General features: G+C 59.9%; 14 protein-coding genes and 1 other RNA gene. 4 read left to right on the top strand and 11 right to left on the bottom strand.

Features of this window, described 5'->3' with window-relative positions:
- Positions 1 to 2: 2 nt before the first annotated feature.
- From mraY to rsmI, 9 genes are all read right to left on the bottom strand, one after another.
- Positions 3 to 1,085 carry a phospho-N-acetylmuramoyl-pentapeptide-transferase gene (mraY, locus tag L8H52_RS08860; protein WP_008082775.1) on the bottom strand — a complete coding sequence of 361 codons (1,083 nt, stop codon included), beginning with the start codon at positions 1,083 to 1,085 and terminating at the stop codon, positions 3 to 5.
- The gene (gene murF, locus L8H52_RS08865) at positions 1,085 to 2,452 is read right to left on the bottom strand and encodes a UDP-N-acetylmuramoyl-tripeptide--D-alanyl-D-alanine ligase (RefSeq protein WP_242206795.1); all 1,368 of its coding nucleotides are present in this window, start codon (positions 2,450 to 2,452) and stop codon (positions 1,085 to 1,087) included. The genes mraY and murF overlap by 1 nt, the downstream gene beginning before the upstream one ends.
- On the bottom strand, positions 2,445 to 3,908 hold the full coding sequence (locus L8H52_RS08870) for a UDP-N-acetylmuramoyl-L-alanyl-D-glutamate--2,6-diaminopimelate ligase (protein WP_242206796.1): 1,464 nt from the start codon (positions 3,906 to 3,908) through the stop codon (positions 2,445 to 2,447). The genes murF and L8H52_RS08870 overlap by 8 nt, the downstream gene beginning before the upstream one ends.
- Positions 3,908 to 5,647, bottom strand: coding sequence for a penicillin-binding protein 2 (locus L8H52_RS08875; protein WP_242206863.1), 1,740 nt, complete (start codon positions 5,645 to 5,647; stop codon positions 3,908 to 3,910). The genes L8H52_RS08870 and L8H52_RS08875 overlap by 1 nt, the downstream gene beginning before the upstream one ends.
- Entirely contained in the window at positions 5,647 to 5,940 is a 294-nt protein-coding gene (ftsL, locus tag L8H52_RS08880) for a cell division protein FtsL (RefSeq protein ID WP_007917008.1), read from the bottom strand. Before ftsL ends, L8H52_RS08875 begins: the two co-directional genes overlap by 1 nt.
- Entirely contained in the window at positions 5,937 to 6,878 is a 942-nt protein-coding gene (rsmH, locus tag L8H52_RS08885; RefSeq protein ID WP_085989806.1) for a 16S rRNA (cytosine(1402)-N(4))-methyltransferase RsmH, read from the bottom strand. Before rsmH ends, ftsL begins: the two co-directional genes overlap by 4 nt.
- 2 nt (positions 6,879 to 6,880) lie before the next feature.
- The gene (gene mraZ / locus L8H52_RS08890; protein ID WP_007917012.1) at positions 6,881 to 7,336 is read right to left on the bottom strand and encodes a division/cell wall cluster transcriptional repressor MraZ; all 456 of its coding nucleotides are present in this window, start codon (positions 7,334 to 7,336) and stop codon (positions 6,881 to 6,883) included.
- A 402-nt stretch (positions 7,337 to 7,738) separates the two neighbouring features.
- Positions 7,739 to 8,092: RNase P RNA component class A (gene rnpB / locus L8H52_RS08895), an RNA gene on the bottom strand.
- 73 nt (positions 8,093 to 8,165) lie between these two features.
- A complete protein-coding gene (gene rsmI / locus L8H52_RS08900; RefSeq protein WP_242206797.1) occupies positions 8,166 to 9,071 on the bottom strand; it encodes a 16S rRNA (cytidine(1402)-2'-O)-methyltransferase in 906 nt (301 codons plus the stop codon).
- A gap of 177 nt (positions 9,072 to 9,248) precedes the next feature.
- Here rsmI and L8H52_RS08905 point away from each other — a divergent pair, with 177 nt between their 5' ends.
- From L8H52_RS08905 to L8H52_RS08920, 4 genes are all read left to right on the top strand, one after another.
- Positions 9,249 to 11,060 carry a penicillin-binding protein activator gene (locus L8H52_RS08905; protein ID WP_242206798.1) on the top strand — a complete coding sequence of 604 codons (1,812 nt, stop codon included), beginning with the start codon at positions 9,249 to 9,251 and terminating at the stop codon, positions 11,058 to 11,060.
- Entirely contained in the window at positions 11,060 to 11,422 is a 363-nt protein-coding gene (locus L8H52_RS08910; protein WP_127929715.1) for a YraN family protein, read from the top strand. Before L8H52_RS08905 ends, L8H52_RS08910 begins: the two co-directional genes overlap by 1 nt.
- A gap of 104 nt (positions 11,423 to 11,526) precedes the next feature.
- The gene (locus L8H52_RS08915) at positions 11,527 to 12,120 is read left to right on the top strand and encodes a phosphoheptose isomerase (protein WP_242206799.1); all 594 of its coding nucleotides are present in this window, start codon (positions 11,527 to 11,529) and stop codon (positions 12,118 to 12,120) included.
- Positions 12,117 to 12,695: a BON domain-containing protein gene (locus L8H52_RS08920; protein ID WP_007917023.1), complete on the top strand. Its 579-nt coding sequence runs from the start codon at positions 12,117 to 12,119 to the stop codon at positions 12,693 to 12,695. The genes L8H52_RS08915 and L8H52_RS08920 overlap by 4 nt, the downstream gene beginning before the upstream one ends.
- Before the next feature lie 51 nt (positions 12,696 to 12,746).
- Here the strand turns inward: L8H52_RS08920 and L8H52_RS08925 are convergent, their stop codons facing one another.
- Together L8H52_RS08925 and L8H52_RS08930 are read right to left on the bottom strand one after the other, a co-directional pair.
- Positions 12,747 to 13,160, bottom strand: coding sequence for a ClpXP protease specificity-enhancing factor (locus L8H52_RS08925; RefSeq protein WP_064120489.1), 414 nt, complete (start codon positions 13,158 to 13,160; stop codon positions 12,747 to 12,749).
- A gap of 16 nt (positions 13,161 to 13,176) precedes the next feature.
- Positions 13,177 to 13,794: a glutathione S-transferase N-terminal domain-containing protein gene (locus tag L8H52_RS08930; protein WP_007917025.1), complete on the bottom strand. Its 618-nt coding sequence runs from the start codon at positions 13,792 to 13,794 to the stop codon at positions 13,177 to 13,179.
- Between the last annotated feature and the right edge of the window lie 95 nt (positions 13,795 to 13,889).

Consider the following 13,889-nt stretch of genomic DNA (forward strand, 5'->3'; position numbering starts at 1 on the left):
TTCTACCTCAGCTTCAGGGTGGCAAGGCCGACAAGCACGAGAATCACGGTGATGATCCAGAAACGGACGATCACGCGCGGCTCGGGCCAGCCCTTGAGTTCAAAATGGTGGTGTATCGGTGCCATGCGGAACACACGGCGACCGGTCAGCTTAAAGGACGCAACCTGAATGACGACTGACAGGGTTTCCATCACGAACACGCCGCCCATGATGAACAGGACGATTTCCTGACGGACGATCACCGCGATGGTGCCCAGTGCCGCGCCGAGTGCCAGTGCGCCGACGTCACCCATGAACACTTGCGCTGGGTAAGTGTTGAACCAGAGGAAGCCCAGCCCGGCACCGATCAGCGCACCGCAGAACACAATCAGCTCGCCCGCGCCCGGCACATAAGGAATCAACAGATATTCAGCGAATTTCACGTTACCCGACAGGTAGCAGAAGATGCCGAGGCCACCACCAACCATCACGGTTGGCATGATCGCCAGACCGTCGAGGCCGTCAGTCAGGTTGACCGCGTTGCTCGAACCGACGATCACAAAGTAAGTCAGCACGATAAAACCGAGGCCCAGCGGAATGCTGTAATCCTTGAGCATCGGCAGAATCAGCGTGGTTTCCACCGGCGTGGAAGCGGTCATATAAAGGAAGATCGCCGCGCCGAGGCCGAACACCGATTGCCAGAAATACTTCCAGCGGCTCGGCAGGCCACGGGAGTTTTTCTCGATGACTTTGCGGTAATCGTCGACCCAGCCAATGGCGCCGAACAGCAGGGTCACCAGCAGAACAGTCCAGACATAACGGTTGCTCAGGTCAGCCCAAAGCAGGGTGCTGACGCCGATCGAAGAGAGAATCAGCGCGCCGCCCATGGTCGGGGTGCCCGACTTGGACAGGTGCGATTGCGGACCGTCGTTACGAACGGATTGACCGATCTGACGGTTCTGCAGGGTGCGGATCATCCACGGGCCATAGCACAGCGACAAAACCAGCGCGGTCAGTACACCGAGAATCCCGCGCAGGGTCAGGTACTGAAAGACCGCGAAGCCTTTGTAGAACTGTTGCAGATACTCCGCTAGCAGCAGCAGCATTAATGTTTCTCCAGACTGGACCCGCACAGAGCCGCAACGATGTTTTCCATCGCTGCACTGCGCGAACCCTTGATCAAAATGGTGGTGTTTGTGTCCTGCTCGGCGTCGAGGGCCTGAATCAGTTCGGCTTGCGTGCCGAAGTGATGCGCCTGTTCACCGAAAGCGTTTACGGCGTGAACCATGTTTGGCCCAACGGCATAAAGCGCGGAAACCTTGCCACGGGCGTACTCGCCCACGTCGCGGTGCCCCTGCTCCGCCCAATCGCCCAACTCGCCGATATCTCCGAGCACCAGGACGGTGCGGCCGGAAAAGCCGGCGAGTATATCAACGGCCGCGCACATCGAGGTGGGGTTTGCGTTGTAAGTGTCATCAATCACGCGCATGCCGTTTTTCGCCAGTTGCGCGACAGTGCGGCCCTTGACCGGTTGCACGGCGCCAAGCCCGGTGGCGATGCCGAACAGCGACACGCCCAAGGCGTGCGCGGCAGCGGCGGCGGCCATGGAATTGGCGACGTTGTGGGTGCCGAGCAGGTTCAGTTGAACGCGTTCGACACCTTCAGGTGTGTGCAGATTGAAGGCCGGGCAACCACGCGCATCGGTGGTCAGATCGCTGGCATGGAAATCCGCCTGAGTGTTGCTCAGGGCGAAGGTCAGCACTTTGCGCGCGCCGGCACGGGTCTTCCAGATACCGAAAGCCTTGTCATCGAGATTGAGCACGGCGACACCGTCGGCCGCGAGCCCGTCGATGATTTCACCTTTGGCTTCGACGATTTTTTCCGGCCCGCCAAACTCACCGACGTGCGCGGTGCCGGCATTGTTGAGGATCGCCACGTGCGGCTTGGTCAGCCCGACTGTGTAAGCAATTTCGCCGAGACGCGAAGCACCCAGTTCGATCACCGCCGAAGTGTGCTCCGGGGACAGTTCGAGCAGGGTCAGCGGTGCGCCGAGGTCGTTGTTCAGATTGCCACGGGTGGCGAGTACCGGGCCGCGCGTGCGCAGGATGCTCGCGAGCATTTCCTTGACCGTGGTCTTGCCGCTGGAGCCAGTGATCGCGACGACAGGCTGGGTGAAGGCGGCACGGTTCAGCGCACCCAACTGGCCGAGGGCCTGACGGGTGTCCTTGACCAGCAGTTGCGGCAGCGTGCTGTCGGCGACTTCACGCTCGACCAGCGCAGCCACGGCGCCTTTGGCAGCGACGTCATTCAAATAGTCATGACCGTCGAAACGCGGACCGGTCAGGGCAATGAACAGTTGGCCAGGCTGAATTGCACGACTGTCGATGCTGACGCCGTCAAAACTGGCATCAGCCGCGATCAAACGGGCATCGAGCGCGTTGGTCAGTTCGCTGAGTTTCAAAGCCTTAAGCATGGGCCACCTCCCACGCGGTCAGGGCGTGATCAGCCTCGACCAGATCGGAGAAAGCGTGGCGCTCGCCGTTGATTTCCTGATAGTCCTCGTGACCTTTACCGGCCAGGACAATCACGTCATCGGCGGACGCGCCGGCAATCAGTTGTGCAATCGCCTGACCACGGCCGGCGACGAAAGTGACTTTATCCACAGCCGTGAAACCGGCGCGGATGTCGTCGAAAATCACCGCTGGATCTTCGGTGCGCGGGTTGTCGTCGGTGACCAGCACCTGATCGGCAAGACGCTCAACTACTTCAGCCATCAACGGACGCTTGCCGCGATCACGGTCGCCGCCGCAGCCGAACAGGCACAGCAGTTGACCTTTGACGTGCGGGCGCAGCGCGGTCAGGACTTTTTCCAGCGCGTCCGGGGTGTGGGCGTAATCGACCACCACCAACGGCTGCGTACCACCACCGAGACGCTGCATGCGCCCGGCCGGGCCTTCGAGTTTCGGCAGCACTTTGAGAATTTCGTCGAGCGCGTAATCCAGACCGAGCAGCGCGCCGACCGCCGCCAGCACGTTGCTCAGGTTGAAACGGCCGAGCAGCGTGCTGCGCAGATGATGTTCGCCCTGCGGCGTGACCAGCGTGGCGCGCACGCCGTGGTCGTCGAACTGCGCTTCGCGGCAATACAGGTAGGCGCTGCTGTCGAGCAGGCTGTAGGTAATCAAGCGCGATTCACGTTTTTCAGCGGCCAGTTGCCGGCCGAAATCGTCGTCGAGGTTGACCACGCGGCACTTCAGGTCATTCCAGGCGAACAGCTTGGCCTTGGCCTCGGCGTACGCCTGCATGGTGCCGTGATAATCCAGGTGATCGCGGGACAGGTTGGTCATCACCGCGACATCGAACGCCAGTGCAGTGACGCGGCCCTGATCCAGACCGTGGGACGAGACTTCCATGGCCACGGCTTTGGCGCCGGCCTTTTTCAGGTCGCCCAAAGTCGCTTGCACGGCAATCGGATTCGGCGTGGTGTGCAAACCGCTTTCCAGTGCGCCATAGAAGCCGGAACCCAAGGTTCCGACGATGCCACAATGCTGGCCGAGCAGATCCAGTGCCTGCGCAACCAATTGGGTCACGCTGGTTTTACCGTTGGTACCAGTCACGCCGATCAGATTCAGGTGATGGCTCGGCTCACCGTAAAAACGCCCGGCGATATCCGACAACTGTGCCGCCAGACCTTTGACCGGAATCAGCGGCACGTCAGTGATCGGCAGCACGGTGGCGCCTTCGACTTCATAAGCTACAGCCGCAGCACCGCGTTGCAGTGCGTCAGCAATGTGCGCACGGCCATCGAATTTGCCGCCGGGCACGGCGAGAAACAGATCGCCCGCGCGCACGTTGCGGCTGTCCAGCGCCAATTCACGGATCAACAGATCGTGGCCGGCGTGGGGGAATATCTTGTTCAGACTTAATGACATCAGCCGCGCCCTCCATTGGCTTTCAGCGGAACGACCGGGGTGGCGTTGGCTTGTTGCGTCGTCGGCAAGTTGTCCGGCGTGACGTTCATCAGGCGCAGGGTGCCGGACATCACGCGGCTGAACACCGGCGCCGATACCAGACCACCGAAGTAACCGGCCTTGGACGGCTCATCGATCACCACCACAATCGCGTAACGCGGATCGCTCATCGGGCCGAAACCGGCGAACAGTGAGCGGTAAGAGTTTTCGGCGTAGCCCTTGGTGCCCACCGAGGTCTTGCGCGCAGTACCCGATTTGCCCGCCACGTGATACGCCGGCACCTGCGCACGGAATACGCCGCGCGGCGCCTCGATCACTTGGGTCAGCATGCCTTGCATGGTTTTCGCCACGGCTTCCGGCAGCACTTGGGTGGTCTGCGGCATCTTGTCGGTTTTGATCAGGGTCAGCGGTGCGAGGCGACCATTGTTGGCCAGCGCCGAGAACGCGTGAACCAGCTGAATCGCGGTCACGGAAATACCGTAGCCATAGGACAGCGTCGCGGTTTCAGCCTTGCGCCACTCGCGATAGTTCGGCAGGTTGCCGACACGCTCGCCCGGGAAGCCGAGGCCGGTGTCCTGACCGAGACCGACTTTCTGTGCGAGGCGGAAAATCGTTTCGCCGCCGATATCGAAGGCGACCTTACTCATGCCGACGTTACTGGAATTGATCAGAATGCCGGTCAGATCGAGCACCGGGCCTTCAGTCCTGGAAACGTCCTTGATCGTGTACTTGCCGATCTGCAGGGAACCCGGATACACCTCGACGGTGTCGCTCGGTTTCCAGCGACCGGTTTCGATCGCGGCGCTCATCGAGATGGCTTTCATGGTCGAACCCGGTTCGAACACGTCGATCATCGCGCGGTTACGCATCATCGCCGGTTGCAGGTTGCGACGGTTGTTCGGGTTGTAGGTCGGCTGGTTGACCATGGCCAGAATCTCGCCGGTCTTGACGTCCATGATCACCAGACTGCCGGCCTTGGCGCCGTTCTCGATGATTGCGTTACGCAGTTCGCGGTTGGCCAGGTATTGCAAACGCAGGTCAATGGACAACGCCAAGGGCTTGCCGGCCTTGGCGTTTTTGGTGACCTGAACATCCTTGATCAGCCGACCGCGCCGATCCTTGATGACCTGCCGCTTGCCGGGCACCCCGGCAAGCCATTCGTCATAAGCGAGTTCGACACCTTCGCGACCGTGGTCATCGATGTCGGTAAACCCGACCATGTGTGCGGTGACTTCACCGGCCGGGTAGAACCGGCGGAATTCTTCGATGCCATAAACGCCCGGCACTTTCAGGTCGAGCACAGCCTGGCCCTGCTCGGGGGTCAACCCGCGCACCAGGTAAATGAATTCTTTGTTGGCCTGGGCTTCGAGGCGTTCGGTCAGGGCTTTCGGATCTTGCCCCAGCGCGGCAGCGAGTGCCGGCCACTTCTCTTTCGCCGTCTGCATTTCCTTGGCGTTGGCCCACAGTGTGGTCACCGGGGTACTCACGGCCAAAGGCTCGCCGTTACGGTCGGTGATCAGACCACGGTGAGCCGGAATCGGAATGTGACGCAGACTGCGCGCGTCGCCCTGACCTTTGAGGAAGTCACGGTCAACCACTTGCAGGTCGATGATGCGCCAGCAGATCGCCGCGACCATCACGCCGAGCAGCGCCACCATCAGGCGGAAGCGCCATGGGAACAGTGCGCCTTCGAGTTTCATCATGGCGCCACCATCTTCACGTCAGCCGCGCCGGGAATGTGCATTTTCAGTTGTTCGGTGGCCAGCACTTCGATGCGGCTGTGCGCGGTCCAGGTGCTCTGTTCGAGAATCAGGCGGCCCCACTCGGCCTGCGCCTTGTCGCGCACGCTGAGTTCGTTGTAAAGAGTGTTGAGCAACTGCCGGTTCCAGTGCGCGCTGTACGACACGGCGATGGCCGAGACGAGCACGCCGATGAACAGCAGCAGCATCAGAAAGCTGCCGCCGGGCAATGGCTTGGCGAAAAGCTTGCTCACCGCAACTTCTCCGCGACGCGCATGACGGCGCTACGGGAACGTGGGTTGGCTTTGAGTTCGGCGTCGGAGGCCGTCTGCGCTTTGCCATGGACTTTGATTTTCGGTTCGAACGCGACGTGGCGAACCGGCAGGTTGCGCGGCAGGTTGTCGGCTTCGCCTTTCACCAGTTTGCGCATGAACAGTTTGACGATACGGTCTTCCAGCGAGTGGAAGCTGATCACCACCAGACGGCCGCCGATTTCCAGAGCATCCAGTGCGGCTTCGAGGCCGGCTTCCAGATCGCCCAGTTCGTTGTTGACGTGAATGCGCAAACCCTGGAATGCACGGGTGGCCGGGTTCTTGCCCTTTTCCCATGCCGGGTTGGCGACTTTCAATACTTCGGCCAGATCGGCAGTGCGCTCGAACGGCTTGATGTCGCGACGCTCGGCGACAGCGCGAGCCATGCGACCGGAGAAACGTTCTTCGCCGTATTCCTTGAACACCCGGGCGATTTCCTCAGCCGGCGCGGTGTTGACGAATTCGGCAGCGCTGATGCCACGGGACGGATCCATGCGCATGTCCAGCGGGCCGTCGTTGAGGAAACTGAAGCCGCGCTCAGCGTCGTCGAGCTGCGGCGAAGACACGCCGAGGTCGAGCAGAATGCCGCTGACCTTGCCACTCAGACCTTGTTCGGCGACCACCGAACCGAGCTCGGCAAAGCTGCGCTGCACAACGACAAAGCGGCCGTCTTCGGCCGCTAGCGTTTGCCCGGTGGCAATCGCTTGAGGATCTTTGTCGAATCCGATGAGCCGACCGTCCGTGCCGAGCTGGCTGAGGATCAGCCGGCTGTGTCCGCCGCGCCCGAACGTTCCGTCCAGATAGCAGCCATCAGGACGTACGGCGAGAGCCTCGACGGCTTCGTCAAGCAGTACGGTGATGTGGTTAAAGCCGCTATCAATAGTCACAGGATCAAATCACGCAGTTCATCAGGCATCGCGCCCGGTTGTTGAATAGCAGCAAGGTCAGCGGCAGATACCGCGTTCCATGCATCCTCGTCCCACAATTGGAACTTGTTCAGTTGGCCTACCAGCATTGCGCGCTTATCGAGCTTGGCGTATTCGCGCAGACGCGGTGGAACCAGAAAACGACCACTGCCATCGAGTTCGAGGTCGACGGCATTACCAATCAGCAAACGTTGCAGGCGACGGTTCTCTTCGCGAAGCGAAGGAAGCGCGCGCAACTTGGTTTCAATAATTTCCCACTCGTCGAGCGGATAGACACACAGACATGGATCAACGGCATCAATGGTCACGATCAATTGGCCCGAACTGCGCGAATCGAGCTCGTCACGGTACCGGCTCGGCATGGCGAGACGGCCCTTTGCGTCGAGACTGATAGCGTTAGCTCCGCGAAACACGTCTGCGTTTCTCCAATTTTTATCGTTTTGAGCTCAAAAAACCCACTTCATGCCACTTTCCGCCACTTGCGCACACTATAGGAATGCGCCCACCACACCGTCAAGGCGCGGATTAAAGGAAAACCCTTACAGAACGGAGATTTAGGAGCTTAAAAGGAGGTGTAACGACAATCTGGCGCAGACTTTCGACCCATAACTTGATGCAGCACTGATAGCTGCGCTCGAAAGTTAAAGTGATTTGTTAAGAGTAAGATTTTTTCGGTATTACAAAAGCGCTTCTGCTGATGATTGAAGCAAGGTGGGAAATGGCTATTACTGCGTTTGCCGCTGCCGAACTTTCAGAGCAGGCCTGCTGATATTACACAGCCCTGTTGCCATTGATTCAAGCAGGGAAAGAAAAAGGTGGAGAGTCGATCTGTAAGCCGGGTTCTGTCTTGAACAGTCATTCGTCTACGATGGCCATCACTGGACATCTTTAGCAACCTACCCGGTCCCAGCGCGGGCCACGCCTTGGGACCCTATTTGGTCTTGCTCCAAGTGGGGTTTACCTAGCCACGAACTGTTGCCAGACGTGCGGTGCGCTCTTACCGCACCTTTTCACCCTTACCGGCGCTTGAGCGCTTAGGCGGTTATTTTCTGTGGCACTTTCCGTAGGCTCACGCCTCCCAGGCATTACCTGGCACTTCGCCCTATGGAGCCCGGACTTTCCTCCCCCCCCTAATTTTCATAGAGGGCAGCGACTGTCCGATCGACTCTCCGCCGCGAAGGTTAACGGCAGAGCGCCTGAAGAACAAGCGCTAAAAGCCTCAAGACCGCTATGGGCGACGGCTTACACGCCTTTCTGTTTCTCCAGCGCGACCTGATACAGCACGTTTTTGCGTTCGCCGGTGATCTGCGCTGCCAACGCGGCGGCGCGCTTGAGCGGCATTTCTTCGAGCAGCAGCTCGAGGATGCGCATCGCCTCGCTGCTGACTGCATCTTCAGACTCTGGCGCAGTCCATCCGGCCACCAGCACGACGCATTCGCCGCGCTGCTGATTGCTATCCGACTCGACGAACGCGCGCAACTCAGCCAAAGGCAGGCCCTTGAGCGTTTCAAAGGTTTTGGTGATTTCACGGGCGAGCAATGCCTGACGCTCACCACCAAACACTTCTTCCATATCCTGCAGGCATTCAAGGATGCGATGCGGAGCTTCATAGAAGATCAGCGTGCGCGGCTCTTCTTTAACAGCTTCCAGTCGCGCCTTGCGCCCGACCGATTTGGCCGGCAGAAAACCTTCGAAGATGAAACGGTCAGACGGCAGTCCGGCCGCCGACAGCGCCGCGATAAGCGCACAGGCGCCAGGCACCGGGACTACGTTGATCCCGGCCGCGCGGGCCTGACGCACCAAGTGATAACCCGGATCGGAAATCAGTGGCGTCCCCGCATCGGAAATCAGCGCGACGTTATCGCCCGCCAACAAACGGGTAATAAAGCGGCTACCTTCATCTCTTTCGTTATGTTCGTGACAAGCGGCCAGCGGCGTGGCAATCCCGAAATGCTGCATCAGGCGCGCCGAGTGGCGAGTGTCTTCGGCAGCGATCAGTGCCACTTCACGAAGGATTTTCAGGGCCCGGGCGCTGATGTCGTCCAGGTTGCCGATGGGCGTCGCCACCACATAAAGCGAGCCAGCAGCGGAATTCAGGGAACCTGGAGCAGTCAAAGCGCACACCTCGTGATCGGTAAAAGCGGCCATTGTAGCGCGTCACGAGACTTGCGATGCGTTCAAGCCGAGCCCGGTTTTGTACGCAGTTGTGCGCCGCCGCAACATTTACTCCAGCTAAATTGTCCGTTTCACGCCACTAACATCGCGCCCCGGCCAGTGCTTGGGTACAATTCGACGCTAATTTGATCGAGTATCAGGAACACTTACATGATCGCTTGCCTGCGGCTGTTCACTGCCCTCTGCCTCGCTGCCCTGTTGGCGGCTTGCGCCAGCTCCCCTTCCTCCAGCCTTGGCGAACTTCCACGGACCCCGGATGCCAGCATCGAGCAACTGCTCGAACAGGCGACCCAGGCGAAAACCCCGGAAAAAGCCGCTCTGTTGCGCCTCAGCGCTGCGGATCTGGCTTACCGCCAGGGCAATGCCGGTCAGTCTGCGCAGATCCTGCAACAAGTGCCGATGGAGCAACTCAAGCCAGGCCAGCAGATTTTTGCCAGCACGCTGAATGCCGAACTGGCCATGACCCGCAATCAGCCGAAAGCTGCGCTGACTGCCCTGAGCCATCCAAGCCTGCAACACCTGGGCGAGATGCCTGAAGAGCAGCAAGTGCGCACCGGCACCGTGCATGCCCGCGCCCTTGAAGCCGACGGCCAGACACTGGCTGCCGCTCGCGAGCGCGTATTCATCGCACCGATGCTGCAAGGCGAAGCCGCGAGCAAGAACCACGAAGCGATCTGGACCCTGATCGGCTCGCTGCCGACCGACCAGCTGCAACCCAACACCACCGACGACCTCGGCGGCTGGATGGGCCTGGCCATGGCAGTGAAATCTGCCGGCACTCTGGAACAGCAGCAAGCCGCGATCGACACCTGGCGCGCGCAGAATCCAAAGCACCCGGCCGCAATCAACCTGCCGCTGCCGCTGACCAAACTCAAGGAACTGGCCAGCCAGCCGCTGAGCAAGATCGCCCTGCTGCTGCCACAAGACGGTCCACTGGCCGCCGTTGGCAAGGCACTGCGTGAAGGCTTCATGGCTGCGCACTATCAGGCGCAGCAGGCCGGACAGAAGCCGCCAGCGATCGAGTTCTACGACAGCTCGAAACTGACTTCGATGGACGAGTTCTACCGCAAGGCTCAGGCTGACGGCGTGCAACTGGTCGTCGGACCGCTGGAAAAACCACTGGTCAAACAACTGAGCACCCGTCCGCAACTGCCGATCACCACCCTCGCGCTGAACTACAGCGAAGGCGATCAAGGCCCGGCGCAACTCTTCCAGTTTGGTCTGGCCGCCGAAGACGAAGCCCGCGAAGTCTCGCGCCGTGCCCGTGCCGATGGTCTGCACCGCGCTGCGATCATGGTGCCGAAAGGCGAATGGGGCGACCGCGTCCTGCGCGCATTCAGCCAGGACTGGCAGGCTAACGGTGGCAGCATCGTCGCCACCGAACGCGTTGATCAGCCGGTGCAACTGGCCCAGCAGATTGCCGACATGTTCCAGCTGCGCCAAAGCGAAGCCCGCGCCAAGAGCCTGCAGAATGCTGCCGGTACCAACGTAGCAGCGCAGCCGTCGCGTCGTCAGGACATCGAATTCATCTTCCTGGCCGCCACGCCGCAACAGGCGCAGCAGATCAAGCCGACCCTGAACTTCCAATACGCAGGCGATGTTCCGGTTTACGCGACTTCGCACGTTTACAGCGCCAGCGGCGACGTCAACCAGTACAACGACATGAACGGCATTCGCTTCTGCGAAACGCCGTGGCTGCTGGACAACAGCGATCCACTGCGTCAGCAAGTGGTTGCACAATGGCCGCAAGCCGCCGGCAGCCTCGGTCGCCTGTACGCGATGGGTGTCGATGCCTACCGCCTGGCACCGCGCCTGGGTCAACTCAAGGCTCTGCCGGACAGCCGCATCGACGGTGAGTCGGGCAGCCTCGGCATGACCCAGACTCAACGCGTTGTGCGTCAGTTGCCTTGGGCGCAGTTCGTCAGCGGCCAGGTTCAGCGCCTGCCGGACACCCCGCGCTAATGCCCGACAGGTCACGCTCGCAAAGCGGCAAGGATGCCGAGCGCCAAGCGCTCGAGCATCTGCAACAACAAGGTCTGCGTTTGCTGGCGCAGAACTGGTTTTGTAAACGCGGCGAGCTTGATCTGGTCATGCTTGATGGCGATACAGTAGTATTCGTTGAAGTTCGCTACAGAAAAAACACTCAATGGGGTGGCGCGCTCGCTAGCATCGATGAGCGCAAGCAGCAGAAACTGATTTTCGCTGCGCAGTATTTTCTTCAGCGCGAGTCGCGTTGGGCCAATTCCCCTTGCCGCTTCGACGTGGTGGCCATCGACAGCCATCCGGATCAGCTGAACTGGTTGCAGAATGCTTTCGACAGTTGATCGTCGGCGTTGCGACCCGGACAATCCCACCGACAAATTTTGCTCTTTGCTTTGCGGGCTGCACATTCATGTGCCGGACAGCCGCGCTACTTAAGGTCACACAGATGGACATGCAATCCCGAATTCGCCAGCTTTTCCAGGCCAGTATCGACACCAAGCAACAGGCGATGGACGTACTTGCACCGCACATCGAGCAAGCCAGCCAGATCATGGTCAACGCCCTGCTCAACGAGGGCAAAATGCTTTCGTGCGGCAATGGCGGCTCGGCCGGTGATGCCCAGCACTTCTCTTCGGAGCTGCTCAACCGCTTCGAGCGCGAGCGCCCGAGCCTGCCGGCTATCGCCCTGACCACCGACACCTCGACGATCACCTCGATCGCCAACGACTACAGCTACAACGAAATATTCTCCAAACAGATCCGCGCGCTCGGTCAGCCGGGCGACGTCTTGCTGGCGATTTCGACCAGCGGTAACTCGGCAAACATTATTCAAGCGATCCAGGCCGCACATGATCGCGAAATGATTGTCGTAGCTTTGACCGGACGCGATGGCGGCGGCATGGCGTCGCTGCTGTTGCCCGAGGACGTCGAGATTCGCGTACCGGCCAATGTCACTGCACGTATTCAAGAAGTCCACTTGCTGGCGATCCATTGCCTTTGCGATCTGATCGACAGCCAACTGTTCGGGAGTGAAGAATGACCCCTAATCGCCTTGGCCTTCTGGCCTTGACCCTGTGCCTCGGCATCAGCGGCTGCACCTCGGTGGTGAACGCCAGCCGTGAAGCACCGATCGATGACGACCGCGGTACCCGCACCTTCGGCAGCAAGATCGACGACTCGTTGATCGAAACCAAAGTGGGCGTAAACGTGGCCAAAGCCGACCCGGCCCTGGACAACGATTCGCACATCGTCGTCACCAGTTTTAACGGCGTGGTATTGCTGGCCGGTCAAACGCCTCGCGCAGATTTGAAAGCCAAGGCTGAACAAGCGGCAGCAGCCGTCCAGCGGGTGAAAACCGTTCACAACGAACTGCAAGTCATACCGCCCTCCGGCTTCCTGGCGCGCCAGAACGACACCTGGCTGACCTCCAAGATCAAAACCCAGATGCTCACCGACGCCAGCATTCCCGGTTCGCGCATCAAGGTCGTGACCGAGAACGGCATCGTCTATCTGCTGGGTCTGCTGACCAAACAGGAAGCCACTCAGGCGACCAACCTGGTTCAGGGTGTTTCCGGCGTACAGAAAATCGTCAAGCTGTTCGAATACATCGACTGACAGCCGAAACGCGCACACAAAAAAGGCGATCCATCCGGATCGCCTTTTTTATTACTTCACCACTTTCAAACTAGGCCGGCCGCTAGGGCGCGGTGGCTCACTGTCCGGTGGCGGCAAGTCGTCATCCGCCTCGATCTCTTCTTCGTCATCCATCGGTGACTCGAGATCGAACACCATGCCTTGACCGTTCTCCCGGGCATAAATACCCAGAATCGCGCTGATCGGCACGTACAAGCTGTGCGGAACACCACCGAAGCGACCCTCGAAGGTCACCACGTCGTTGTCCATGTGCAGATGACGCACGGCACTTGGCGAGATGTTCAGGACGATCTGGCCGTCACTGGCGAAACCCTGCGGCACCTGCACCGCCGGGTATTCGGAATTGACCAGCATGTGCGGGGTGCAATCGTTATCAACAATCCACTCGTAGAGCGCGCGGACCAGATAAGGTCGACTGGAGTTCATAGCGGCTCCTTAAGCCTTAGCGCATATCGCGTTCGACACCAGACAGACTCGCCTGGAAAGCCTCACGCGCAAACGAGCGCTCCATATAATCAAGCAGCGGCTTGGCTGGCCGCGGCAGTTCAATACCCAGAATCGGCAAACGCCAGAGTATTGGCAATAGGCAGCAATCCACCAGACTTTGTTCCTCACTGAGGAAAAACGGCTTGTCGGCAAACAATGGCGACACGCCCGTCAGGCTTTCACGCAATTCCTTGCGCGCCACGACTCGCGCGGCCTCCTTGGACTTGGGATCCAGAATCAGATCCACCAGACCACACCAGTCGCGCTGAATACGATGAATCAGCAAACGGCTGTTGGCACGCGCCACCGGGTAAACCGGCATCAATGGCGGATGCGGGTAACGCTCATCCAGATATTCCATCACCACGGTCGACTCCCACAACGCCAGGTCACGATCGACCAGCGTCGGCAGACTGCCGTAAGGGTTTACCTCAATCAGTTTAGGCGGCTGGCGACCAGCTTCCACATAAATGATCTCGGCGCTGACACCCTTCTCTGCAAGCACAATGCGCACTCGGTGGGAATAGTGGTCGGCGGGGTCGGAGTAACAGGCCAACCGATTGGTCACGCCCATGGCGATCCTCCTCGCTTGTTGAATTTGTCGGAACCGGAAAAACGCGCGCGCCCAGAGGGCGCCTCCCGCAACACCTGGCGGACCAGATGTTGCGC

Origin of the sequence: Pseudomonas sp. CROZ-RG-20F-R04-15 (genome assembly GCF_022662375.1) — a bacterium.
Taxonomy (GTDB): domain Bacteria; phylum Pseudomonadota; class Gammaproteobacteria; order Pseudomonadales; family Pseudomonadaceae; genus Aquipseudomonas.

Coding starts and splice junctions, on each gene's coding strand:
- mraY (WP_008082775.1), bottom strand. CDS start 1,085: ATGCTGCTGCTGCTAGCGGAGTATCTGCAACAGTTCTACAAAGGCTTC.
- murF (WP_242206795.1), bottom strand. CDS start 2,452: ATGCTTAAGGCTTTGAAACTCAGCGAACTGACCAACGCGCTCGATGCC.
- L8H52_RS08870 (WP_242206796.1), bottom strand. CDS start 3,908: ATGTCATTAAGTCTGAACAAGATATTCCCCCACGCCGGCCACGATCTG.
- L8H52_RS08875 (WP_242206863.1), bottom strand. CDS start 5,647: ATGAAACTCGAAGGCGCACTGTTCCCATGGCGCTTCCGCCTGATGGTG.
- rsmI (WP_242206797.1), bottom strand. CDS start 9,071: ATGGCCGCTTTTACCGATCACGAGGTGTGCGCTTTGACTGCTCCAGGT.
- L8H52_RS08905 (WP_242206798.1), top strand. CDS start 9,249: ATGATCGCTTGCCTGCGGCTGTTCACTGCCCTCTGCCTCGCTGCCCTG.
- L8H52_RS08910 (WP_127929715.1), top strand. CDS start 11,060: ATGCCCGACAGGTCACGCTCGCAAAGCGGCAAGGATGCCGAGCGCCAA.
- L8H52_RS08915 (WP_242206799.1), top strand. CDS start 11,527: ATGGACATGCAATCCCGAATTCGCCAGCTTTTCCAGGCCAGTATCGAC.
- L8H52_RS08920 (WP_007917023.1), top strand. CDS start 12,117: ATGACCCCTAATCGCCTTGGCCTTCTGGCCTTGACCCTGTGCCTCGGC.
- L8H52_RS08925 (WP_064120489.1), bottom strand. CDS start 13,160: ATGAACTCCAGTCGACCTTATCTGGTCCGCGCGCTCTACGAGTGGATT.
- L8H52_RS08930 (WP_007917025.1), bottom strand. CDS start 13,794: ATGGGCGTGACCAATCGGTTGGCCTGTTACTCCGACCCCGCCGACCAC.